The organism is Pseudomonas sp. PGPPP4, assembly GCF_002256045.1.
GTDB classification, from domain to species: Bacteria; Pseudomonadota; Gammaproteobacteria; order Pseudomonadales; family Pseudomonadaceae; genus Chryseomonas; species Chryseomonas oryzihabitans.
The window spans coordinates 43,595-64,056 of the sequence record NZ_NKID01000010.1 but is presented as its reverse complement, the minus strand read 5'-3'; the positions used below and the strand labels follow the sequence as shown (position 1 = coordinate 64,056).

General features: G+C 66.4%; 20 protein-coding genes and 2 pseudogenes. 5 read left to right on the top strand and 17 right to left on the bottom strand.

Annotated elements, in window-relative coordinates:
- Positions 1-149 precede the first annotated feature (149 nt).
- Genes dnaQ through CFE50_RS17585 form a run of 3 tightly spaced genes read right to left on the bottom strand, consistent with a single transcriptional unit; the run spans position 150 to position 2,136 of the window.
- The gene (gene dnaQ, locus CFE50_RS17595) at positions 150-884 is read right to left on the bottom strand and encodes a DNA polymerase III subunit epsilon (protein ID WP_286736384.1); all 735 of its coding nucleotides are present in this window, start codon (positions 882-884) and stop codon (positions 150-152) included.
- Positions 885-902: 18 nt separating this feature from the next.
- Entirely contained in the window at positions 903-1,367 is a 465-nt protein-coding gene (gene rnhA / locus CFE50_RS17590; protein ID WP_007161713.1) for a ribonuclease HI, read from the bottom strand.
- The gene (locus CFE50_RS17585; protein ID WP_286736383.1) at positions 1,360-2,136 is read right to left on the bottom strand and encodes a methyltransferase domain-containing protein; all 777 of its coding nucleotides are present in this window, start codon (positions 2,134-2,136) and stop codon (positions 1,360-1,362) included. The genes rnhA and CFE50_RS17585 overlap by 8 nt, the downstream gene beginning before the upstream one ends.
- Before the next feature lie 83 nt (positions 2,137-2,219).
- Between CFE50_RS17585 and gloB the strand changes: the two genes are divergently transcribed.
- From gloB to fabI, 3 genes are all read left to right on the top strand, one after another.
- A complete protein-coding gene (gene gloB, locus CFE50_RS17580) occupies positions 2,220-2,999 on the top strand; it encodes a hydroxyacylglutathione hydrolase (RefSeq protein WP_286736381.1) in 780 nt (259 codons plus the stop codon).
- A 145-nt stretch (positions 3,000-3,144) separates the two neighbouring features.
- The gene (locus CFE50_RS17575) at positions 3,145-4,779 is read left to right on the top strand and encodes a lytic transglycosylase domain-containing protein (protein ID WP_286736380.1); all 1,635 of its coding nucleotides are present in this window, start codon (positions 3,145-3,147) and stop codon (positions 4,777-4,779) included.
- Positions 4,780-4,973: 194 nt separating this feature from the next.
- Complete coding sequence (gene fabI / locus CFE50_RS17570) at positions 4,974-5,774, top strand: enoyl-ACP reductase FabI (protein ID WP_042134086.1); 801 nt, start codon at positions 4,974-4,976, stop codon at positions 5,772-5,774.
- Between the two features lie 56 nt (positions 5,775-5,830).
- On the opposite strand, the gene CFE50_RS17565 is transcribed toward fabI, so the two are convergent.
- The 14 genes and pseudogenes from CFE50_RS17565 to CFE50_RS17505 form a co-directional block, all read right to left on the bottom strand.
- Positions 5,831-6,694: a formate/nitrite transporter family protein gene (locus CFE50_RS17565; RefSeq protein WP_241810309.1), complete on the bottom strand. Its 864-nt coding sequence runs from the start codon at positions 6,692-6,694 to the stop codon at positions 5,831-5,833.
- Positions 6,694-6,939, bottom strand: a complete 246-nt coding sequence (locus tag CFE50_RS17560; protein ID WP_241810310.1) for a hypothetical protein — start codon at positions 6,937-6,939, stop codon at positions 6,694-6,696. Before CFE50_RS17560 ends, CFE50_RS17565 begins: the two co-directional genes overlap by 1 nt.
- A gap of 106 nt (positions 6,940-7,045) precedes the next feature.
- Positions 7,046-7,429 carry a response regulator gene (locus tag CFE50_RS17555; RefSeq protein ID WP_085982650.1) on the bottom strand — a complete coding sequence of 128 codons (384 nt, stop codon included), beginning with the start codon at positions 7,427-7,429 and terminating at the stop codon, positions 7,046-7,048.
- Positions 7,430-7,536: 107 nt separating this feature from the next.
- Positions 7,537-7,749, bottom strand: coding sequence for a hypothetical protein (locus CFE50_RS17550; protein ID WP_037007037.1), 213 nt, complete (start codon positions 7,747-7,749; stop codon positions 7,537-7,539).
- Positions 7,750-7,983: 234 nt separating this feature from the next.
- Positions 7,984-8,499: pseudogene (locus CFE50_RS22905) on the bottom strand (methyl-accepting chemotaxis protein); the annotation flags it as partial.
- 342 nt (positions 8,500-8,841) lie between these two features.
- Positions 8,842-9,609 (bottom strand): annotated as a pseudogene (locus CFE50_RS22900) (MCP four helix bundle domain-containing protein); the annotation flags it as partial.
- Positions 9,610-9,737: 128 nt separating this feature from the next.
- Positions 9,738-11,042 carry an OprD family porin gene (locus CFE50_RS17540; RefSeq protein ID WP_502694714.1) on the bottom strand — a complete coding sequence of 435 codons (1,305 nt, stop codon included), beginning with the start codon at positions 11,040-11,042 and terminating at the stop codon, positions 9,738-9,740.
- A 173-nt stretch (positions 11,043-11,215) separates the two neighbouring features.
- Complete coding sequence (locus tag CFE50_RS17535) at positions 11,216-12,682, bottom strand: ABC transporter ATP-binding protein (protein ID WP_286736373.1); 1,467 nt, start codon at positions 12,680-12,682, stop codon at positions 11,216-11,218.
- Positions 12,679-13,500, bottom strand: coding sequence for an ABC transporter permease (locus CFE50_RS17530; protein ID WP_286736372.1), 822 nt, complete (start codon positions 13,498-13,500; stop codon positions 12,679-12,681). Before CFE50_RS17530 ends, CFE50_RS17535 begins: the two co-directional genes overlap by 4 nt.
- Complete coding sequence (locus CFE50_RS17525; RefSeq protein WP_286736369.1) at positions 13,497-14,432, bottom strand: ABC transporter permease; 936 nt, start codon at positions 14,430-14,432, stop codon at positions 13,497-13,499. The genes CFE50_RS17530 and CFE50_RS17525 overlap by 4 nt, the downstream gene beginning before the upstream one ends.
- Positions 14,429-15,970, bottom strand: a complete 1,542-nt coding sequence (locus CFE50_RS17520; protein WP_286736367.1) for an ABC transporter substrate-binding protein — start codon at positions 15,968-15,970, stop codon at positions 14,429-14,431. Before CFE50_RS17520 ends, CFE50_RS17525 begins: the two co-directional genes overlap by 4 nt.
- Before the next feature lie 309 nt (positions 15,971-16,279).
- Positions 16,280-16,879: an EF-hand domain-containing protein gene (locus CFE50_RS17515; protein ID WP_286736365.1), complete on the bottom strand. Its 600-nt coding sequence runs from the start codon at positions 16,877-16,879 to the stop codon at positions 16,280-16,282.
- Positions 16,880-16,980: 101 nt separating this feature from the next.
- A complete protein-coding gene (locus CFE50_RS17510; RefSeq protein ID WP_241810284.1) occupies positions 16,981-18,045 on the bottom strand; it encodes a sensor histidine kinase in 1,065 nt (354 codons plus the stop codon).
- A gap of 2 nt (positions 18,046-18,047) precedes the next feature.
- Positions 18,048-18,788 carry a response regulator gene (locus CFE50_RS17505; protein WP_027602269.1) on the bottom strand — a complete coding sequence of 247 codons (741 nt, stop codon included), beginning with the start codon at positions 18,786-18,788 and terminating at the stop codon, positions 18,048-18,050.
- A 344-nt stretch (positions 18,789-19,132) separates the two neighbouring features.
- Between CFE50_RS17505 and CFE50_RS17500 the strand changes: the two genes are divergently transcribed.
- Both CFE50_RS17500 and CFE50_RS17495 read left to right on the top strand, forming a co-directional pair.
- On the top strand, positions 19,133-19,708 hold the full coding sequence (locus CFE50_RS17500) for a sigma-70 family RNA polymerase sigma factor (protein ID WP_241810283.1): 576 nt from the start codon (positions 19,133-19,135) through the stop codon (positions 19,706-19,708).
- Positions 19,705-20,409: an anti-sigma factor gene (locus CFE50_RS17495; protein WP_241810282.1), complete on the top strand. Its 705-nt coding sequence runs from the start codon at positions 19,705-19,707 to the stop codon at positions 20,407-20,409. The genes CFE50_RS17500 and CFE50_RS17495 overlap by 4 nt, the downstream gene beginning before the upstream one ends.
- The last annotated feature ends 53 nt before the right edge of the window (positions 20,410-20,462 follow it).

Below are 20,462 nucleotides of genomic sequence, written 5' to 3'. Positions count from 1 at the left end.
AATTCGAGGCTTCATGCGGGCTCAAATGACCAGCCTGCAGCATCTTAGTTGAACAATAGCTGAAAATTGTGAGGTCTTTCAGCTTATTCGGACGAACGCGAACGCCCGGTTAGAGACCGACCGGGCGCTGGGGGGAAGGGAGGAAGAAGTTATTCGGTTCCGGCGCCCGCCAGCCAGAGCGGAGTCCGGCCACAGCTCTTCTCGATGGCCGCCATGCGCGCCGCATGGGCATCGAGATCGGCGCTGCTGGCGCTGATCACGCGAGTGCGCTTGCGATCGGCCGGCAGCCGCCTGATCGGCATGACGTAGTTGCCGTCGCCATTGCCTTCCTGGCCGTGCGCAGCCAGCGACAGGCTGGTCTGGCCACCGGTCATGGCCAGGTAGACGTCGGCGAGGATCTCGGCGTCCAGCAGGGCGCCGTGCAGCTCGCGGTTGGAGTTGTCTACGCCATAGCGCTTGCAGAGCGCATCCAGGCTGTTGCGCTGCCCGGGATGCCGACCGCGGGCCATGACCAGGGTGTCGAGCACCGAGCAGTGCTGGGTGATGTCGGCCCGCTCGGGATGGGCGCCCAACCGGGCGAACTCCATGTTGATGAAGCCCACGTCGAAGGGCGCGTTGTGGATGACCAGTTCGGCGCCTTCGATGAATTCGAAGAAGCTGTCGGCGATCTCGGCGAAGCGCGGCTTGTCGGCCACGTATTCGTCGGTGATGCCGTGGACCGCGATGGCGCCTTCATCGATCTGCCGATCCGGATTGAGATAGACATGGAAGTGCCGCCCGGTCAGCCGCCGGCCAATGACCTCCACCCCACCGATCTCGATGATTCGATGACCATCGGTCACCGGCATGCCGGTGGTTTCGGTATCCAGAACTACGTATCTCATCGCTAACCTCTTGGCTGCTTACGCCTTGGCGGCCTGCTTGGCCTGCCGGACTTCATCGACACCGCGGTTGGCCAACTGGTCGGCCCGCTCGTTCTCGGGGTGGCCGGTATGGCCGCGCACCCAGCGCCACTCGACCTGGTGGCGCTGAACCTGCTCGTCCAGGGCCTGCCACAGCTCGGCATTCTTCACCGGCTGGCGCGCGGCGGTCTGCCAGCCGCGCTTCTTCCAGTTCACCAGCCACTGGGTGATGCCCTTCATCACGTACTCGGAGTCGGTGGTCAGGCGGATCTGGCAGGGGCGCTTGAGCGCCGCCAGCGCCTGGATGGCCGCCATCAGCTCCATGCGATTGTTGGTGGTGTTGGCTTCGCCACCCCAGAGCTCGCGCTCCGCACCCTTGAATTTCAGCAGGGCGCCCCAGCCGCCTGGGCCGGGATTGCCCTTGCAGGCGCCGTCGGTAAAGACCTCGACGATGTCGTCACTCATTGGATTCACTCGATTCGCGGCGGCTGATCTTGGCCACCGGCATGGGCACCAGCTTGCCACGCGGTTCCTTGCGCGCCTGGGGCACGGGACGCAGGCCGAACATCAGCTTGCGCGCCGACAGCAGATAGAAGCCCGCCCCCGCCGCCTGTTCGCAGTTGGGTTCGGCCTCGCCCTGCTCCATCCAGGCCAGCCGCTGCTGCCACTTGGGGGATGAAAGCGGCGGACGATAACACCCGAAGCGACGTTTCTCCAGCGCGAAGCCCAGTACCGAGAGCCAGTCGCCGACCCGGTTGGGGCCGAAACAACGGGCCTTGCGCAGGGCATCCCGGGCCAGGTAATGGCGCATGCCCCAGAGACTCCAGGGGTTGATGCCCACTACCACCAGATGACCGCCCGGGCGCACGCTCAGCGCCGCTTCGCGCAACAGTCGATGGGGCGCCAGGGAGAAATCCAGACCGTGCTGCAGCAGGACCACGTCGGCGGCGTGCTCACCCAGCGGCCAGGCGCCCTCCTCGCAGACGATGTCGACATCCCCCAGCGGGGGACCGATACGCACCGCATGGCGGAGCTGGCCGCAATTGGCCGGCGCCTCGGGGTGCGGCCCGTAATGGATCAGATAGCTGCCGAAGTGACGCTTGAGCTCTTCGTCGATCAGCACCCGCTCCTGCTCCAGCAGCAGCTGGCCGAGCGGGCCGGCCAGCCATTCCCGTGCCGAGCTCATCAACTTCAGCCAGCGCGGATCGACCTGGGCGGAGAATTCATCGTGCATCGTCTGGTCCTCTCATACTGAAGCCTAAGCCCTTCCACCGACTGCTACCCTAGGGGCCAGCCGTCCGACCAGAGAGCCCGTCCATGTTCGACATCCTTCCGCTGCCCGCTTTCAACGATAACTACATCTGGCTGATCAAGGACGCCGCGACAAGACAGGCGGTCGTGGTCGATCCCGGCGATGCCGCCCCCGTCCTGGCCTGGCTCGACGCTCATCCGGACTGGCGCCTCTCCGACATCCTGATCACCCACCATCATAACGACCACACCGGCGGCATCGCCGCCCTCAAGCAGCGCACCGGCGCCCGGGTCAGCGCGCCGGCCGACGAACGCATCGCCGCGGTCGATCTGCCGCTGACCGACGGCCAGCAGCTGGAGGTGCTGGGCACGCGCTTCGACGTCCTGCGCGTGCCTGGCCACACCGCCGGCCATATCGCCTTCCATGTCCCTGGCGCGCGGCCCCTGCTGTTCAGCGGCGATACCCTCTTCTCGGCCGGCTGTGGCCGCCTCTTCGAAGGTACACCCAGCCAGATGCTCAGCTCGCTGCAGCGCCTGGCCGAGCTGCCGGACGCCACCGAAATCTACTGTGGCCATGAATACACCCTGAGCAACCTGCGTTTCGCCGAGGCGGTGGAGCCGGACAATGCCGCGGTCCGGCAGGCCCTGGCCGAAACCCGGCAACTCAGGGACGCCCAGCGCCCCACCCTGCCCTCCAGCCTGGGCCGCGAACGCCAGATCAATCCCTTCCTGAGAACCGGCGAAAGCAGCGTGCGCCAACGCCTGCAGGAAGAGCGCGCGGTGCCGGTCGAGGCCTCGGAGGATACCTATTTCGCCGCCTTGCGCGGCTGGAAGGACACGTTCTGACACCTATTGCCCAGATCCTGCCAGAGCGCTGAAACCCAGGGTTTTCGGTCGTCGTACAGGTCACAAGCCAAGGGGTTGTTCCTTGACCCCCCGGGATGCGGTTCCTAGAATCGCCCATCCTCCAGCTCCCGGAAAGCCCAGACCGATGCCGCCAGCGACGCCGAAAACCCGCGAAATAGACGTGCTGGCAACCTCTTTCAAAGTCTCGGCGCTCTGCCTCGCCGTCTTCCTCGCCGGCTGTCAGAGCAATCAGCAGCCCGATAATCGTGCCTACCAGGCCGATCTGCACATGACGCCCAGCAAGATCCAGCGCCCACCGGAATGGCTGCGCAAGGCGCCGACGGCGGCAGCGACCAGCGGCGACATCTGGGACCGGGTACGGGACGGCTATCAACTGCAGGGCGCCGGTGACAACGGCACCAACCCGCGCATCGATCGGCAGCGTCTCTGGTACGCCAGCCACGAAGCCGCCCTCGCGCAATCCTGCAGTCGCGGTGCGCCCTATCTGCATTACATCGTCGAGCGCCTGGAAGAGCGCAACATGCCGCTGGAACTGGCCCTGCTGCCAGTGGTGGAAAGCTCCTTCAACCCCAACGCCCTCTCGCGCAGCGCCGCCTCCGGGCTGTGGCAGTTCATCCCCACCACGGGAAAGTACTTCAATCTGCGCCAGACCCGCTTCTATGACGGTCGCCGCGACATCACCGCCTCGACCAATGCCGCCCTGGATTACCTGAGCAAGCTGCACGACATGTTCGGCGGCGACTGGCTGCTGGCACTGGCCGCCTACAACGCCGGCGAAGGCACGGTCAGCCGCGCCATCGAGCGCAACCAGTCGCTGGGCCTGCCCACCGACTACTGGAATCTGTCGTCACTGCCGCCCGAAACCCAGGATTACGTGCCCAAGCTGCTGGCCGTCTCCCAGATCGTGCGCAACCCGGACGCCTACGGCCTGGCCCTGGAATCCATCCCGGACGAGCCCTACTTCGAAGTGGTGGACATCAAGCAGCACCTGGACCTGGCCCGGGTGGCCGAGCTTGCGGACCTGGATGCCAACGAACTCTATCGTCTCAATCCCGCCTACACCCAGCGCGTCACCATGGACGGCCCCAAGCATCTGCTGGTGCCGGCGGAAAAGGCCAAGCGCCTGGTCGCCACCCTGCCCAACATCGCCTCCGACGCCGTGGTGCAATGGCAGGAATACCGGGTACGCCGTGGCGACACCATGCGCAGCGTGGCCAAGCGCAATCGCGTGAGCGTCGAGCAACTCGCCGCCCTCAACAAGCTCAGCAGCAGCAGCCGCCTGTCCGCTGGCCGGGAACTGATGATTCCGCGCCGCGAGACCGGCAAGACCACGACACCGCTGGAAACCATCGCCGTGGCCGAGGAGCCCGTGGTGCGGACCTACAAGGTACGCACCGGCGACAGCCTCTGGTCCATCGCCCGGGCCAACGAGGTGGAACTGGCCGACCTCAAGCGCTGGAACGATCTCGGCAAGCGCGGCCTCAAGGTCGGCGAGACCCTGAAGCTGCACGGCACGGGCAGCAGCAGCGCCTCCGCCGTGGCGATGCCGGCATCCTATACCGTCAAGACCACCCAGGCCGCGGCCAAGACGGTCAAGACCGCCAAGGCCGCGCCCACCTACTACCGGGTCAAGGCGGGCGATTCGCTCTACCAGATCGCCAAGCGCTACAACATCGGCGTGCAGGCGCTGCAGGACTGGAATCCGCGCATCGCCTCCGCCCTGACCCCCGGTCAGACCCTGACGCTGTTCCTCAACTGAGGCGCGACCGCTCACCGCAGCGGTCAACCAGCGCTTTTGTCCCGGGTATCGACCTGCTACCTTACCGCCCCACCCGTGCCTGACCCCTAGCGGAGTCAGGCCAAGATCTCGCTCTGACCTGCGCAGAGCCCTGCCCAACCCGGACCTCAGCCCAAGGCTGCTGCCCGGGAATCAACACAGAAGAGGAAAAAACCATGGGATTTCTCGCCGGTAAGCGCGTTCTCATCGTCGGCGTCGCCAGCAAGCTGTCCATCGCCTCCGGCATCGCCGCGGCCATGCACCGCGAAGGCGCCGAGCTGGCCTTCACCTACCAGAACGAGAAGCTCAAGGGTCGCGTCGAAGAATTCGCCGCGGGCTGGGGTTCCAATCCCGAGCTGTGCTTCCCCTGCGACGTTGCCGACGACGCCCAGATCGAAGCCGTGTTCGCCGCGCTGGCGAAGAAGTGGGATGGCCTGGACTGCATCGTCCACTCGGTCGGCTTCGCCCCGGGCGACCAGCTGGACGGCGATTTCACTGCCGTGACCACCCGTGACGGCTTCAAGATCGCCCACGACATCAGCGCCTACAGCTTCGTCGCCCTGGCTAAGGCCGGTCGCGAGATGATGCGCGGCCGTAACGGCAGCCTGCTGACCCTGTCCTACCTGGGTGCCGAGCGCACCATGCCCAACTACAACGTCATGGGCATGGCCAAGGCCAGCCTCGAGGCCGGCGTCCGTTACCTGGCCGGCAGCCTCGGCCCGGAAGGCACCCGCGTCAACGCCGTGTCCGCCGGCCCCATCCGCACCCTGGCCGCCTCGGGCATCAAGAGCTTCCGCAAGATGCTGGCCGCCAACGAGCGCCAGACGCCCCTGCGTCGCAATGTGACCATCGACGAAGTCGGCAATGCCGGCGCCTTCCTCTGCTCCGACCTGGCGTCGGGCATCAGCGGCGAGATCCTCTATGTCGACGGCGGCTTCAACACCACCGCCATGGGTCAGCTGAACGACGACGAGTGATCACGGCAGCTGCCTGATCATCGCGAAGGGCCGGCAATTTGCCGGCCCTTCTGCTTTCAGCTGTCGCTGCGCACCTGCGCATGGCTGATCAGCGCGAAGATCAGACTGCCGCCAACGATGTTGCCGGCCAGGGTCGGCCCGGCGAAGGTCAGCCAGAAATCGCCCCAGCTCGCCTCTCCGGCGAATACCAGATAGGCCACCTCCAGGCTACCGACCACGATGTGGGTGAAGTCACCCAGGGCCATCAGGTAGGTGATGAGCACGATGATCCAGATCCTGGCGTGTTCCGCCGCCGGCAGCATCCACACCATGGTGGCGATCATCCAGCCGGAGACGATGCCTTTGGCGAACATCGCCGAGGCGTCGTTCTCCATGACCTTGGTGCCGATCTCCAGGAATTTGGCGTCGGCCTTGGCATCGAACAGCGGCAGGTGGAGGATCACGTAGGCGACCAGGATGGTCCCGATGAGATTGCCCAGCAGCACTACGCCCCACAGCCGCCCCAGTCGACCGAAGTTGTGCAGGGTGGGCTCGCTCATCACCGGCAGCACCGCCGTCAGGGTGTTTTCGGTGAACAGCTGCTGGCGCGCCAGGATCACCGCCAGGAAACCGGCCGAATAGCCGAAACTGGCAATGACCTTGCTATAGCCCCCTTCAGGCAGATTGGCATTGAGCAAACCCATCGCCATCAGCGACAGCCCCATGGTCAGGCCGGCGGCCAGCGCCGACCAGAACAGTGCCGCGATGGTCCTTTCCAGTTCGTGATCACCCTGGGTGCGAATGATCTCGTGCAGCACCACGGCGCGTGGCAACTGGTTCTCGTCGACGTCTTCTTCTTCCTCGCGACTCAGCTCCGGATCATCCGGCCCGGATTCCTGTCTCTGTCGGGGCTCTTCGGCCTGCTCCTGGTCTCTCTTCATCAGACGGCCTGCTCGTCCCAGAGAAGTTCATCGTTGTCGCCGATTTCCGTCACGCGATTGAGCGCGGCATCAGCGGCTTCTTCCGCTTCCGAGGCCAGGTCGAAATGCCGTTCAGTGGCGACCTTGTGAAAGGTCGGGCGGGCGTCATCGCGCCGCGCCTTGACGGCAATGACCGCTTCGAAACCCTGTTCAGCCGGAACGGCAGACGAGATCGCTTCGTGATGATCGAAATGCTTGATAGCCATGGACGCCGATGTCTCCAACCTGAGGCGACCGGACTGGTCGCACCTGATCAATAGACTGCCCAGGCAGGAAAACGATCTATGGCGATGGCGATGGCGATGGCGAGGATCAGGCGCCGAGCAGCTTCTGCACTTGGAGGTGGAGACGCTCGAGCGAGAAAGGCTTGGTCAGCAATGGGACCTTGCCCAGCAGCGGCGAACCGGTGTCGATGATTTCGGCGGGATAGCCGCTGATGAAGAGGACCTTGAGGTCGGGACGCAGCTTGAGCGCCGGCTCGGCGATCATCACGCCGGACACGTCGTCGGGCAGACGGAAATCGGTGATCAGCAGATCCAGGCGTGGCCGCCCGGCCAGGATCCGGAAGGCTTCGAGTGACGAGGGGGCCTGCAGGACGGTGTAGCCCAGTTCGGAAAGATAATCCGCCAAAATCATCAAGATCTGCGGCTCATCCTCGACGACCAGGACAACCTTGCTCTGTTCCGCACTCACCATCTGACCCCTGTACCCACACGCTCGGCTCCCTTGGACACAAGGCGCCGGTAAAGTTCCATTCTAGACGCAGGCTGAGGGTCGCCAGCGCTGCCAGCGACCCTTCGACCTTACTGCTGTTGCTTCTGGCCCTGCTCGTTGAGCGTGGTCTTGCCGGCACCAGTCGCGGCGCCTGCGCCTTCACCGGTCTTCTGACCTGCCGGGGTGCCCATACCGGCACTGTTGGCCTTCGGCGGATTACCTGCACCTTCGGTGGCGAAGGCAGCGCCACTGGCGGCGATCAGACCAGCAAACATCAGGGCAGAGATTTTCTTCGCGTTCATGGTAGGACTCCGGGTTGATTGGACACTGTTTAGGCAGGCCAAGCGCCGATTCGTTCTCTACCGGATGCCAGAGGCGATGTAACGGGATACTAAAGACTGTCAGGCGGGGGCGCCAGCGCCGAGCGGGCGTGCCAGAGGGCCTGCCGCCGCTTGGAAGAGTCCCGCGCGACGGGCAGTAGTCAGGCTATTAAAGCACGGGTGACCTGGGCAAAGGTGCAGCGCGACGGTGCGAGGTTAGACGGCAAACTCACGCACCACGCGATTCAGTCCGGTGGCCAGCTTGGAGACCTCGGCGCTGGCAATGGAGGTCTGGGTGGCGCCGGTCGCGCTCTGGGCCGCCAGGTCGCGGATGCTGGTGATGTTGCGATCGATCTCGCGGGCCACCTGGGCCTGCTCCTCGGCTGCGGTGGCAATGACCGCATTGCGGTCGTTGATCTGGGAGATGGATGAGGCGATCTGTTCCAGGGACACATTGGCCAGCTGGGCGACCGCGGTGGACTCACCCGCCAGTTGCTGACTCTCGGCCATGGCCTTCACGGCCAGCGACGAATCGCTCTGGATGGCGCCGATCATCTGCTCGATCTCGCGAGTCGACTGCTGGGTACGATGGGCCAGCGCCCGTACCTCGTCGGCGACCACGGCGAAGCCACGGCCCTGCTCGCCCGCCCGGGCCGCCTCGATGGCGGCGTTCAGCGCCAGCAGGTTGGTCTGCTCGGCGATGCCGCGAATGACCTCGACCACGGCGTTGATGTCCTGGGCACGGGAGGACAGGGCCTGGATCTGTTCGCTGGTACTGGCCACGTTCTGCGCCAGCGCCTCGATCGACTGGACCGTACGGGTGACCTTGTCCAGGCCTTCGCTGGTCAGGGTCTGGGTATGCAGCGAGGTGCTGGCCGCATCGGCGGCGTTGCGCGCGACCTCCTCCACCGCCGAACTCATCTCGGTCACGGCGCTGGCAGCCTGATTGACCTCGTCGTTCTGCCGCACGTAACCGCGCCCGGCTTCATCGATCACCGCGGTCATTTCTTCCGCTGCAGAGGCCAGCTGGGTCGAGCTGTCGGCGATATGGGAAACGGTGTTGCGTAGATTGCCCTGCATCTGAGCCAGCGCCTGCAGCATCCCCGCGGCCTCGTCACGGCCGACCACGGTGATGCGCTCGGTCAGGTCCTTGCGCGCAATCCGCTGGGCGATGCGCAGGGCTTCGCCCACCGGGCGGGTGATGCTGCGGATCAGCAGAGCCGCCAGCACGACGGTGGCCGCTATGGTCAGGCCGATCAGCCCATAGACCCAAGACAGGCCGTTGGCATAGATGGCGCCTGCGGCCTGCCCAGCCGACTGTGCTCCGCGTTCGTTGAAGGCGTTCAGTTCGGCAATGGCCTTTTCCAGCGCGTTGGTGAGCGGACGGATCGAAGTGTTGATCAGGGCAATGGCGCCTTCGTTGTCACCCGCGCGCAACTTGGGTTCGAAGGTGTCCAGCAGCGTCCGGTAGCTTTCGGCGCCCTTGACCACCGCGGTGTACAGCTGGCGATCTTCAGCGTTGGCCACAGTCCTTTCGTAGTCCTTGACCGCGGTGAAGAAGGCCTCGCGATAGCCGGGGAAGGCCGCGACGGTCTGGGCTCGCAGCTGCGGATCCGGCGTGGTGGTAGCCCTGAGGCTTTCCAGGCGCAGCCGCAGCAATCCGCCACTCATCTTCGCCGCCAACTGGTTGCCCGGCAGCCAGTTGGTTTCCACCTCCTGTTCCGCTTCGTACAGCTTGCCCATCTGCACCACGGCGACGCCGCCGAGGGCGAAGACGATCAGGACGATCACGGAAAAGAACAGCACGGCGCGGGGCGCGACGTTCAGGCTGCGAAGATTCATGGGTGGGTATCCCTAATAAAATGACTATTAGGTGTATCGGCGTAGTGGAGCCCTCTTAAGCCAGGGACGACGGACGGCCGCGAACCGACTGCCAGCGGTCGCGGCGTGCGTTGGGGAGTGCGGTAGCGCTAGAGCAAGCGCAGCGGATAGTCGACGATGACCCGCAACTGATCGACCGAGCCGCCGGTGGACAACGAGCCGCGGTGCCAGGCCTGGCGCACGCGAATGGACAGGCCCTTGGCCGTACCGGCCTGCACGACATAGCGCCCCTCCAGATTCAGCTCTCGCTCGCGGTCGTCGGCGCCGTACAGTCCGCTATAGGCGCTGGTGGCGGGCAGGTTGCTGCCATCGATGTCGGTGCCCTTGATGTAGCGGGTCATAAGGCTGAGACCTGGCACCCCCAAGGTCTTGAAGTTGAGGTCGTAGCGCGCTTGCCAGGAACGCTCCCCGGGTGCGTTGAAATCGGAAAACATCGACGCATTGCCGAGAAACAGTCCACCGCCGGTGCGCCCGTTATCGCCCATGCCGATGTAATCGAAGGGCGTGTCGCCGTCGATCCGCTGCCAGCCGAGGGTGAAGGTATGGGGGCCCTGGCTATAGGCCGCCGCCAGGCTGTAGGCGGTATTGTCGATGGGACCGGCCTTGGCAGCACCGGTGTCGAGGGTGCGGTAGAGGTTGGCATCCAAGGTCAGCGACTGGGTCGCCGACAACGGCCGCACCAGGTTGAAGTTGCCGTAATACTGATTCCAGATGTCATCCAGTTGGGCGGCATAGAGCGACAGGCTGGCACCCCTGGCCAGGGCGTACTTGCCACCGGCGAAATCGACGTGACTGGCACGGCGTCGGGCATAGCCGGCCCAGAGGTCGCCGTCCCGGTTGGTGCTGACCTGATCGGTGCCCGAGGTGAAATGCCCGGCTTCCAGGGTAAGGTCAGGCAGGTCGGTGCTGAGGAGGCTCCAGCCGGTGGCGCTTTGCGGCAGCAGGCGACTGGTGCTGATGGCGAAGACCGGTGCCGTGGGCAGTTGCTGGCCATAGCGCACCACGGTCTGGCCTACCCGCAGCTTGGCAGCGGCGCCGGCGCGGGAGTACTCGTCCGCCGGTTCGTTGCCGGCGTGCACGGGCAGGTTACCCGTCCCTCGCCGCCCGGGACCGCCATCCAGCTTCATGCCCAGGTAGCCGAAGGCATCGACGCCAAGACCTACCGTACCCCGGGTGAAGCCGGACTGGTAGTCGAGCAGAAAGCCCTCGGTCCAGTCCTTCTGATCGGCACGGCCGTTGCGGCGATCGCTCCCGAAGTAGTAGTTGCGCAGGGTCAGGGTGAGTTTGCCGTCGTCCACGAAGCCATCGGCCCTGGCCTCCTGCCCCGTCAGCAGCCACGCGCCGCTGCCCAGTACGCTGAGTGCCAGAGGGGCAGCGAGACAGGAGCCTTGCAGCCAGCGATTGCCTCGGGGTGATCCTTTCTTATAGCGCGAGCGTTCCATGAAGTCCTCTGCGGAGTGTTGAAGATCTAGTGGTCTGAACGACGCCCACACGAAGGCGGCGAATCCTTCCGCAGCCATGGCGACGTCTATTGGGCGGTGCCCGCACCCCCGTGCGGGCACCGATCTCAGGTCAGGGATTCAGCCAGTCGGCTGCCCCTACCCTTCGCAGGTGCCTGTGCCTGCAGGGAGCTGTCGAGCATCGTCAGGTGAATACGCCGATCGGCAACGGCGTCCACCAGGTCCTCGTCATGGCTGACCAGGAGGATGGCGGTCCCGGATTCCTCGGCGGTCTCGACCAGGAGCTCGATCATCTCCTTCTGGGTGATGAGATCCAGCCGCGAGCTGGGTTCGTCGGCAAAGATCAGCGCCGGATCGAGCAGCAGCACCCGCAGCAGGGAAAAGCGCTGCAGCTCACCGCCGGAAATGTTGCCGGGCAGTCGATCCAGCAGGCGCTCGTCGAGGCGCAGGCGCTGCATCAGCCGACCGATACGCGTCGCATCCAGCCGGTGCAGTCGCACCAGGTCCGCCAGCAGTTGGCGGATGGTCACCGAGGGTGCGAAGGTGGCCACCGGATCCTGATGCAGCTTCTGGAAAGCGAAGCGACCGAGGCCGGGCTGACGGCGGATCGCCCCAGCGCCGGGCGTGGCCAGGCCGAGCAGGATGTCGCCCAGGGTCGACTTGCCGCAGCCGGACGGCCCGGTCACCCCAAGAATTTCCCCGGGCCGGACGGTAAAGGACAACCCTTCGAACAATTGCCTGCCACCGCGCTGGGCGGCGAGCCCTTCCACCGCCACCACCGCTTCCTCGGCGAGCGGCCGCGAAGGACGTTTTGGCCACCGCGCGGGATCCGCGGCCAGCAACTGGCAGGTATAGGCATGCTGCGGCTGGCCCAGCACCTGCTCGGCCGGACCGGCTTCGATGACCCGTCCCTTGAGCATGATCATCACCTCGCCACCCAGCCGGCGCGCGACTTCCAGGTCGTGGGTGATGATGAGCAGGCTGCCGCCTTCGGCCAGCATGGCCTCGAGCAGGTCGATCACCTCGTCGATGCGATCGCGATCCAGCCCCTTGGTGGGCTCGTCGGCGATCAGCACCGGCGAGCCACCGGCATGGGTGGCGGCAAAGGCCAGGCGCTGGGCCATGCCACCGGACAGCTGGAAGGGATACTTGCGCTCGGCACCGGCCAGGCCCAGCCGCGCCAGATCCGCGCCGGCCCTGTCGCGGGCTTCGGTACGCGCGAGGCCGACCACCTGGGTATAGGTCTCGGCGACCTGGGACAGCGCCCGCATGGTCGGGTCCAGGCTCAGCCAGGGCTCCTGGGGCAGCACCGCCAGTCCCCTGCCCCAGTGCGCCCGGCGACCGGTCTGGCGGCCCTCTTCGCGAAACCCGTCCGCCAGGCCTATCTGCCCGTGGGCCTCTAGCCCCGCCGGCAGATTGCCGACGACGCCTTGGGCGAACAGGCTCTTGCCCGAGCCGGTCTCGCCAATGATCGACAACACCTGACCCGGCGCCAGGCGAATGGACAGCGGTTCCACCAGCTGGGTATCGGCGGTGCGGATCTCCAGCGCCGTGGTGGTGAGCAAGGCGGTCATGGCTTGCGGCCTCCGGTGATGAGCAGCAGCGACAGCACGGTCAGGAAGATCGCCAGAATCGGCAGGGCGATGACCAGGGGCGCCTCGGCGTAATAGGGCAGCAACTCGGTGATCATCAGGCCCAGCTCGGCGGTGGGCGGGCGTACGCCGATGCTGACGAAGCCCAGGGCGGCGATGGCCATGATGGTCGAGGCGGCGCCAAAGGCGGCGATGGTCAGGAGCACCGGTGCCAGCTGCGGCCAGAGATGCCGACGCACGATGTAGACGGGCCCGAAACCCAGCAGCCCGCTGGCGGCCACCGCCGGCGAGGCCAGCACGGTACGCGCCAGCGCCCGGGTCATGCGGAAGTACTCCACCCAGAGCACCAGGGCCACGGCGCTGTAGAGGGCGACGAAGGAGCCGGGAAACACCGCGACGATCAGCAGCACCAGCAGTAGACCCGGCAGGGCCAGGAACAACTCGGCCAGGCCGCCCAGCAGCTTGTCGACCAGCCCGCCCTTCCAGGCGGCCAGGATGCCCAGCAGCACGCCGGGAATGGCGGCGGTGCAGACGCTGATGAAGGCCAGGCCCAGCGAGAAGCGGATGGCCACCGAAAGCCGCGCCAACATGTCGCGCCCCAGGTGATCGGTGCCCAGCGGATAGGCGCTGCTGGGTCCGGCGAGGATCGCCTCATAGTCCTGGCGGGCGATGTCGCCCGGCCAGAGCAGCGGAGTGAGGACGGCGAAGGCGATCAGCGCCGCCAGCAGACCCAGGCCGAGCCCACGCGCGGAGGACTTAAGCGGAGGCACCGCCAAGGCGACGGTAGCGTCGAGATTCATGAGGCTCTCCCGCGCGGATCGATCAGGTGGTTGGCGAGATCGACCAGGGTATTGAGGATGACGAACAGCAGCCCCATCGCCAGGGCGGTGCCCTGCACCATGGGCACGTCGCGCTGGACGATGGCGTGGACCAGGCCATGGCCGATGCCCGGCCAGGCGAACAGCGTCTCCACCACCACCACACCCTCGATGAGATACACCAGCTGCACGCCCAGGTAGGTCACCACCGGTACGCCGATATTGCGCAGGCCATGGCGCAAGAAGACGCCAGTGCCTCTCAAGCCCTTGAGGCGGCCGAAGCGGTAGTAGGCGGACGCGGCCACCTCCACCGTGGCATCCCGGGCGACCCGCGACGACACCGCGGCCAGCCCCAGCGCCAGGGTCAGCGTGGGCAGGACGCTGTGCCAGAAGGTACCGTGGCCGGCTGCCGGGAACAGTTGCCAGGAGATGGCGAACAGCAGCACGAAGATCACGCCCAGGACGAATTGCGGCAGCGCGCGGATCGCCGTGGTCAGCACCAGCAGGCCGCGGTCCAGCAGGCCGCCCGGGCGCAGACCGGCCATCACGCCCAGCGGCGGACCCAGCAGCAGCGACAGGCAGACGGCGCCGATGGCCAGGCGGATGGAGCTGCCCAATTCATGGGCGACGACGTCCATCACCGGCTTTCCGGAGACCAGCGAATGGCCGAGATCCAGGGTCAGCAGATCGCCGATCCAGGCGAAGAAACGCCACAGCAGCGGCTGATCCAGATTGAGCTCGGCCCGCACCGCCTCGGCCGCGGCGGTATCCACCAGGTCATAGCCGTAGCGGCCGGCAGCGATGCGGTAGGCGGCGTCGCCTGGCAGCAGGTTCATGAACAGGAAGGTGAGACCGCCCACCAGCAGGGCAACCAGGCCCGCCTGCAGCAGGCGAAAGGCGAGCAGCCGGGTCATGGGGCCCACCGCAATTTGCTCAGGCCGAAGGTGCGCTCGAAGGGATCGATGGCGGCGCCTTGGACAGCATTGGACACGGCCAGCGTCTGGCGATACCAGGCCACCGGAATCACCGGCAGGTCCTTTTGCACTTGGGCCATGGCGGCATAGCGCTGGCGCTGTTGCTCGGCCGGATCATCGCTGGCCAGCAACGCGGCCAGGGCCTGGTCGAAGGCCGGGTTCTGCCAGCCCAACGGCCCCCATTCGGCGCCGCCATGGCTGAAGTCATTGAGCAGGGTGACCAGGGGATCCGGCACCAGGGCGAAGTTGCGGCCATAGAGCGCCAGTTGCAGCGACCCATCGTTGTGCGCGGCGGGGATGGCGCTGGAGTTCTGCACCGCGACCTCCACGTCCACGCCCACCTCGCGCAATTGCGCCTGCAGGGCGGTGGCGATCAGCGGCAGCTCGGGTCTGTCGGAATAGGTCAGCAGCTTGAGCCTGAGTGGCGTACCATCCTTTTGCAGGATGCCATCGGCGCCAGGGGTCCAGCCCTGCCCGGCCAGCAGCTTGCGCGACGCCGCCGGATCGTAGGCGAGCGGCGCCAGCGCGGGGTCGTGCCAGGCGGGCACGTTCTTGGCGAACAACTGGGTCGCCCCGGTCCCCGGCGCGCGCAATACGGCGGCGGCGACGCCTTCGCGCTGGATGGCCAGGCTGAGCGCCTGCCGGACCTCGACCGGCGCCGTGGCACCGGCGCCGGAGTTCGAGGTCAGCAACACCACGCGCGGGACCGGCTCGATCAGCACCTTGAGGCTGTTGGAGCGCTTGAGGCGGGCGATGCTGGGCGGGTCGAGCTGAAACACCAGCTCGGCATCGCCGCTTTCCGCCATCAGAGTACGGGTTTCACCGCGGCCAGCGGCCAGGTAGGTCGTCCGGGCGATTTCCGGCTTGGCGCCCCAGTAGCCATCGAAACGCTCCGCGGCCAGGCGCTGCGGCGGCTCCAGCAGGGTCAGCCGGTACGGCCCCGTGCCGATGATCTTCTGCACCTTGCCTTCGGCGTCATAGGCGGCCGGCGCCAGGATATTGGTGGAGGAATGCGCCAGCAGCGCCAGCAGGGGCTTGAAGGGTTTCGCCAGCCGGATCACCACTTCGTTGCCTTCGGCGCTGACCGACGCCATGCCCGCCTGCTTGAGCACCCCCGGCTTGCCCCGCGCCGCGTCGAGGGCGGCGGCCGCAGCCTCGGCCGTGAGTGCGCTGCCGTCATGGAATTTCACTCCCTGGCGCAGGGCAAGCCGCCAGGTCAGGCCATCTGCGGATTCCGTCCAGCGCTCTGCCAGCCCGGGAATCGGCTTGCCCTGGGCATCGGCTTCCAGCAGGGTCTCGGTGATCTGCATGCGCTGGAAGACGAAACCGGAAATCGACGGGTCCAGCCCACCGATCTCGAAGGGGCCAACCACGTCGAAGACGCGTTCCTCAGCGGTGGACAGCGGTGGCACGAAGGCGACCAGGGTCGCCAGGGCCGAAGCGGTCAGCGCCAGGCGAAGGGAGCGGGATACAGGCATGACAGTCCTTAGCAGAGCGAAAGCGCCGATACCCGCCGCCTACAGCTGAGCATCGGCCAAGCCAATGAAGGCGCACGTTATATCATAACGTTTTAGTGCGGAGGCAAAGTCCGGAGCTGCTGGCAACATCTTGAAACAGCTGGAGAATTTGCTGAGGAGCTCCGTCTGAGAGCGACGCGGAATTCACCTGGCCGAAGGCTCGGGTGAGCGCCATTGGAGGCATACGGAGTCGTGCAGGAAGTCGAGTGCAGTCTGAGTGCATGGACCGGACGGCCCCTGGCCGCCCTGCCCTGCGCTGCCGATCTTTGCTCAGGCGGCCACGTTCAAGGTGCTGCCCGTGGCGGTGCTGCCGTTGCTGCCAATGCTCTGGTACTGGCGCAACACCGCCTGGACCAGTTGCGTGTAGGGGCTCGACGCGTTCTGAGTGCTGGAATCGGCCTCGCTGTCCCCTTGCCCGCTCGCCCCCTGCGGTGGCGGTGGCGGCGGCATGCGCAGAGGCACTGAACCGCCCAGACCGGCGATGCTGGATTCGCTGGACTCACCGGATTGCTCGGTGCCCCTCTGCCCCTGGGGGCCACCCGACAGCGGCGCGAAGGCCGAGGCGAATTCGCTTTCGCCGACACTGCCATCGCCATCCTGGTCGAGCATGCCGAGCAGCTTGTCGACGTCGATAGACCCGCTCTCGTCGGTGTCCGTCTGGGTATCGCTCGCCGCGCTGGCGGCGGTGGTGAGTTCGCTCTTGCTGATGGCGCCGTCGCCATCGCTGTCGAGCTTGCCGAACAGCTTCTTCAACGGATTACCGTCTTCGCTGCCGCTGACGCTACTGCCGGACGCTGTCGCGCCAGTGCCTTTGATCGCGCTGGCACTGCCGTAGTAGCTGGAGTAGCCACTGCCTATTCCGCTGATCATGGATGTCTCTCCCGGGAAATGCGGACATCAGTGTTCCGCACCTCCCAGTATCCGCCCGGTAGATGTCAGCCGTTTGGTCACTTTGTATGCCCGGCGATACATCAGGGGCGTGGCAGCACCACCTGGCAGGTCAGGCCGCCGCCGGGGGTTTCGCCGAGGGTCAGCTCGCCGCCCATGTGCGCCGCCGCTTCCCGGGCGATGGCCAGCCCCAGCCCGGTCCCGCCGGAGGATCGGTTGCGCGAACCCTCCAGGCGATAGAAGGGTTCGAACACCGCTTCCCGGTACTGGGCCGGTATCCCCGGCCCGCGGTCGAGGATGGAGATGATCAGCCGCTCCGGCTGCTCGCTCAAGCGGATCTCGGCCTGGCCGGCGTAGCGCAGGGCGTTCTGCAGCAGATTGCCCAGGCAGGAGCGCAGCGCCATGGGCGCCACCTTCAGTGGCTGGCAGCTGCCCTGGACCGCCACCTGGGCGCCCTCTTCGGCCGCGTCTTCGGCCATGGCCTCGACCAGCGCCTGGACGTCGCAGAGGATGGGCCGCTCCTGGCGGTGCTGTTCGCGCAGGTACCTCAGGGTGCCGTCGAGCAACTCGATCATGTCGTCCACGTCCTGGCTGACCCGCGCGTGCAGGCGCGGATCGTCGATGTCCTCGATGCGCAGCTTTACCCGCGCCAGGGGCGTGCGCAGGTCATGGGAGATGGCCGTAAGCATGCGCCCACGCTGCTGGAGCTGTTCGAGCAGGTGCTGGTGCATGCGATTGAGCGCCCGTGCGGCCTCGCGGGTCTCCCAGGGGCCGGTGACGGGAATGGGCGAACCGTCGAGATTGTGACTCAGGTGCTCGGCGGTCTCGGTCAGCTGGCGCAGCGGCCGGGTGAGCAACCGCGCCCCGAGCCAGGCGGCGATCACCAGCGAGCCCAGCTGGAAGATCAGTGGGCCGCCGAGAAACCACTCGATGTGCCGCCAGACGCCGGGTTCCCGGTGCGGGAAAGGCCCGGGCGGCGGTGGCCGATCGAAGCCGGCCTCGCCCTCCATGGGCGGCGGCGGCGGCGGTGGCGGCGGTCGCTCGCCGAGGCCATGCCGAAACCAGAAGAAGGCCAGCAGATGGCCCAGCAGGATGGCCAGCAGAAAGACCGCGAACAGCCGGGCGAACAGCGTATCCAGGCGGCGCACGGCTAGTGCCCTATCTGCCTGGCATCGAACAGATAGCCCTCGCCGCGCACGGTCTTGATCAACTGCGGCGCCCGGGGATCGTCGCCCAGCTTGCTGCGCAGTCGCGACACCTGCAGATCGATGCTGCGATCGAAAGCCTCGATCGCCCGCCCGCGGGTGGCATCGAGCAGCTGCTCGCGGCTCAGCACCTGGCGTGGCTGCTCGATGAACACCCACAGCAGCCGCACCTCGGCATTGGACAGCGGCACCATCACCCCGGCGGGCGAATGCAGCTGGTGCAGGACGCCATCGAGCTTCCAGCCATCGAAGCTGACACTGGTCCGCGGCGCCTTGCGCTGGGGCACGCGGCCATCCTGGGTCCGCCGCAGCACCGACTGGATCCGCGCCACCAGCTCCCGGGGCTCGAAGGGTTTGGCCATATAGTCGTCGGCGCCCAGCTCCAGGCCGATGATGCGATCCGCCGGCTCGCACTGGGCGGTCAGCATGAGAATGGGAATGCCGCTGTCGCGCCGCAGCGAACGGCAGAGGGAAAGTCCGTCCTCCCCTGGCAGCATCAGATCCAGCACTACCAGGTCGAAGGCCTCCTCCGCCAGCGCCCGGCGCATCTCCAGGCCATCACCCACCCCCCGGGCGTTGATGCTGAAGCGCGCCAGATAGCCGCAGATCAACTCGCGGATCGACGGATCGTCATCCACCAGCAGGATGCGCGAGGTCCAGCGCGGGGATTCGGATGACAGCGACATCGGAGCTACCTGAACAGTCGGACGATCTGGACGTGCATGCTAGCCGCTCAGCCTGCAAGGCAGCTACGGCCTGGCATGTAGGCTTGTGTAAAGGTGGTCAAGAGCCGGATACGGAGTTAGAGCCTGCCAGGCAGCCGATCACCCGCGGTTGAGACGCCCTAGGCGCACGACGATGATCGCGATTGCGAAGCCATTCGTTCGCTGGTACATCGGCCCCAGCGCCCGTCGCCCTGCAGAGGGCTGGGGAGTGAAGCCGTCAGGAACCGCACTTCAGCGCTCAGCGAAGCGCGGCCCTTACCGGACAAAAACAAGACACTGCCGTGCCTCCTTTCGGAACGCCATCCATGACGAGCAGATCAGCCGTATCGGCCACCCTTGAAACCCATCCCGAGCCCGTCGCGCTCAATGTCCTGCTGCAGGCCTGTGGCCAGGGCAATCGCCTGGCCTTCGAAACGCTCTACCGCGTGACCTCGAGCCGGCTGTTCGGCGTATGCCTGCAGTACGTGGGCGATCGTGCGGAGGCGGAAGAGGTCCTGCAGGAGGCCTATACCGCCATCTGGCTCAAGGCCGGCACCTTCGACGCCACACTGTCCAGCGCCCTGACCTGGATGGCGACCCTGGCGCGCCACAAGGCCATCGATCGCCGCCGTGCCCAGCGTCGGCACGAGCCGCTCTACAGCCTGGCCGAGTGGCCGGCAACCCAGTCCGTCGCCGAGGACTTCGAAGCCCATCGCCAGCGCCGCCAGATCGATCTCTGCCTGAAAACCCTGGGCAAGGACCAGCAGACCTATATCCGGGTCGCCTTCTTCGAGGGCTATTCCTATGCCGAACTGGCCGCCCGCCACCGCATCGCGCTCGGCACGATGAAAAGCTGGATTCGGCGTGGCCTTCTGCAACTGCGAGCGTGCCTGGGCCTATGAACGACGACATCCCTCCTAACGACCGGCACGCGCTGCTCATCGCGGAATACGCCCTGGGCGTACTGTCCGCCGAAGAACGCCTGGAGGTGGAAGAACTCGTGCGGCGGGAGCCTGCTTACCAGGCGCAGCTGGCGGCCTGGCAGCGGCATTTCGCCGACTGGCTCGATGAGTTTCCGGTGGTCGAGCCGCCGGCCCACGTCTGGCACGGTATCCAGCAACGGCTGTTCCCGACGGAGCAACCGGCACCCGAGCCGAGTCGCCGCTGGAACGACCCGCGCCTGTGGCGCTGGACGACCGGGCTGTCACTGGCCGCTGCCCTGGTGCTGGCGCTGCTCGTGCTGCTGCGCCCGGTCCAGGTCGCGATGCCCGCCCTGCTCGCCCGCCTGGAACAGAGCAATGGCAGCCTGGCATTCAGCGTCACCCTGCAAGGGAACGGTCGGCAACTGCTGTTCGTACCCGCCGGCAAGCCGGATTGGCCAGACAGGAGCGCCGAGGCCTGGATCATCACGGCGGATGGCAAACCCCATTCGCTGGGCCTGCTCCAGGACGCTACGGCCGTGACCCTGACCGTACCCGCCGGACTCGCACCGGCACTGACGCCTGGAGCGGTACTGGCGGTTTCCCTCGAACCGCGAACCGGCTCGCCGACCGGCGCGCCCACGGGACCGGTCATCGCCCAGGGAAAAATAATCGCGCTGTGATGCATCCGTTTGCCAGGCCGCTCCGTACATTCATCACCCTCATCCGGAGGGCC

Bases quoted from the DNA above. Each gene is read 5' to 3' on its own strand.
- CFE50_RS17520 (WP_286736367.1), bottom strand. From the start codon at position 15,970: ATGCCTGTATCCCGCTCCCTTCGCCTGGCGCTGACCGCTTCGGCCCTG.
- CFE50_RS17550 (WP_037007037.1), bottom strand. From the start codon at position 7,749: ATGAACGCGAAGAAAATCTCTGCCCTGATGTTTGCTGGTCTGATCGCC.
- CFE50_RS17505 (WP_027602269.1), bottom strand. From the start codon at position 18,788: ATGTCGCTGTCATCCGAATCCCCGCGCTGGACCTCGCGCATCCTGCTG.
- CFE50_RS17495 (WP_241810282.1), top strand. From the start codon at position 19,705: ATGAACGACGACATCCCTCCTAACGACCGGCACGCGCTGCTCATCGCG.
- fabI (WP_042134086.1), top strand. From the start codon at position 4,974: ATGGGATTTCTCGCCGGTAAGCGCGTTCTCATCGTCGGCGTCGCCAGC.
- CFE50_RS17560 (WP_241810310.1), bottom strand. From the start codon at position 6,939: ATGGCTATCAAGCATTTCGATCATCACGAAGCGATCTCGTCTGCCGTT.
- CFE50_RS17525 (WP_286736369.1), bottom strand. From the start codon at position 14,432: ATGACCCGGCTGCTCGCCTTTCGCCTGCTGCAGGCGGGCCTGGTTGCC.
- CFE50_RS17535 (WP_286736373.1), bottom strand. From the start codon at position 12,682: ATGACCGCCTTGCTCACCACCACGGCGCTGGAGATCCGCACCGCCGAT.
- CFE50_RS17500 (WP_241810283.1), top strand. From the start codon at position 19,133: ATGACGAGCAGATCAGCCGTATCGGCCACCCTTGAAACCCATCCCGAG.
- CFE50_RS17585 (WP_286736383.1), bottom strand. From the start codon at position 2,136: ATGCACGATGAATTCTCCGCCCAGGTCGATCCGCGCTGGCTGAAGTTG.
- dnaQ (WP_286736384.1), bottom strand. From the start codon at position 884: ATGAGATACGTAGTTCTGGATACCGAAACCACCGGCATGCCGGTGACC.
- CFE50_RS17565 (WP_241810309.1), bottom strand. From the start codon at position 6,694: ATGAAGAGAGACCAGGAGCAGGCCGAAGAGCCCCGACAGAGACAGGAA.
- CFE50_RS17530 (WP_286736372.1), bottom strand. From the start codon at position 13,500: ATGAATCTCGACGCTACCGTCGCCTTGGCGGTGCCTCCGCTTAAGTCC.
- CFE50_RS17575 (WP_286736380.1), top strand. From the start codon at position 3,145: ATGCCGCCAGCGACGCCGAAAACCCGCGAAATAGACGTGCTGGCAACC.
- rnhA (WP_007161713.1), bottom strand. From the start codon at position 1,367: ATGAGTGACGACATCGTCGAGGTCTTTACCGACGGCGCCTGCAAGGGC.
- gloB (WP_286736381.1), top strand. From the start codon at position 2,220: ATGTTCGACATCCTTCCGCTGCCCGCTTTCAACGATAACTACATCTGG.
- CFE50_RS17555 (WP_085982650.1), bottom strand. From the start codon at position 7,429: ATGGTGAGTGCGGAACAGAGCAAGGTTGTCCTGGTCGTCGAGGATGAG.
- CFE50_RS17515 (WP_286736365.1), bottom strand. From the start codon at position 16,879: ATGATCAGCGGAATAGGCAGTGGCTACTCCAGCTACTACGGCAGTGCC.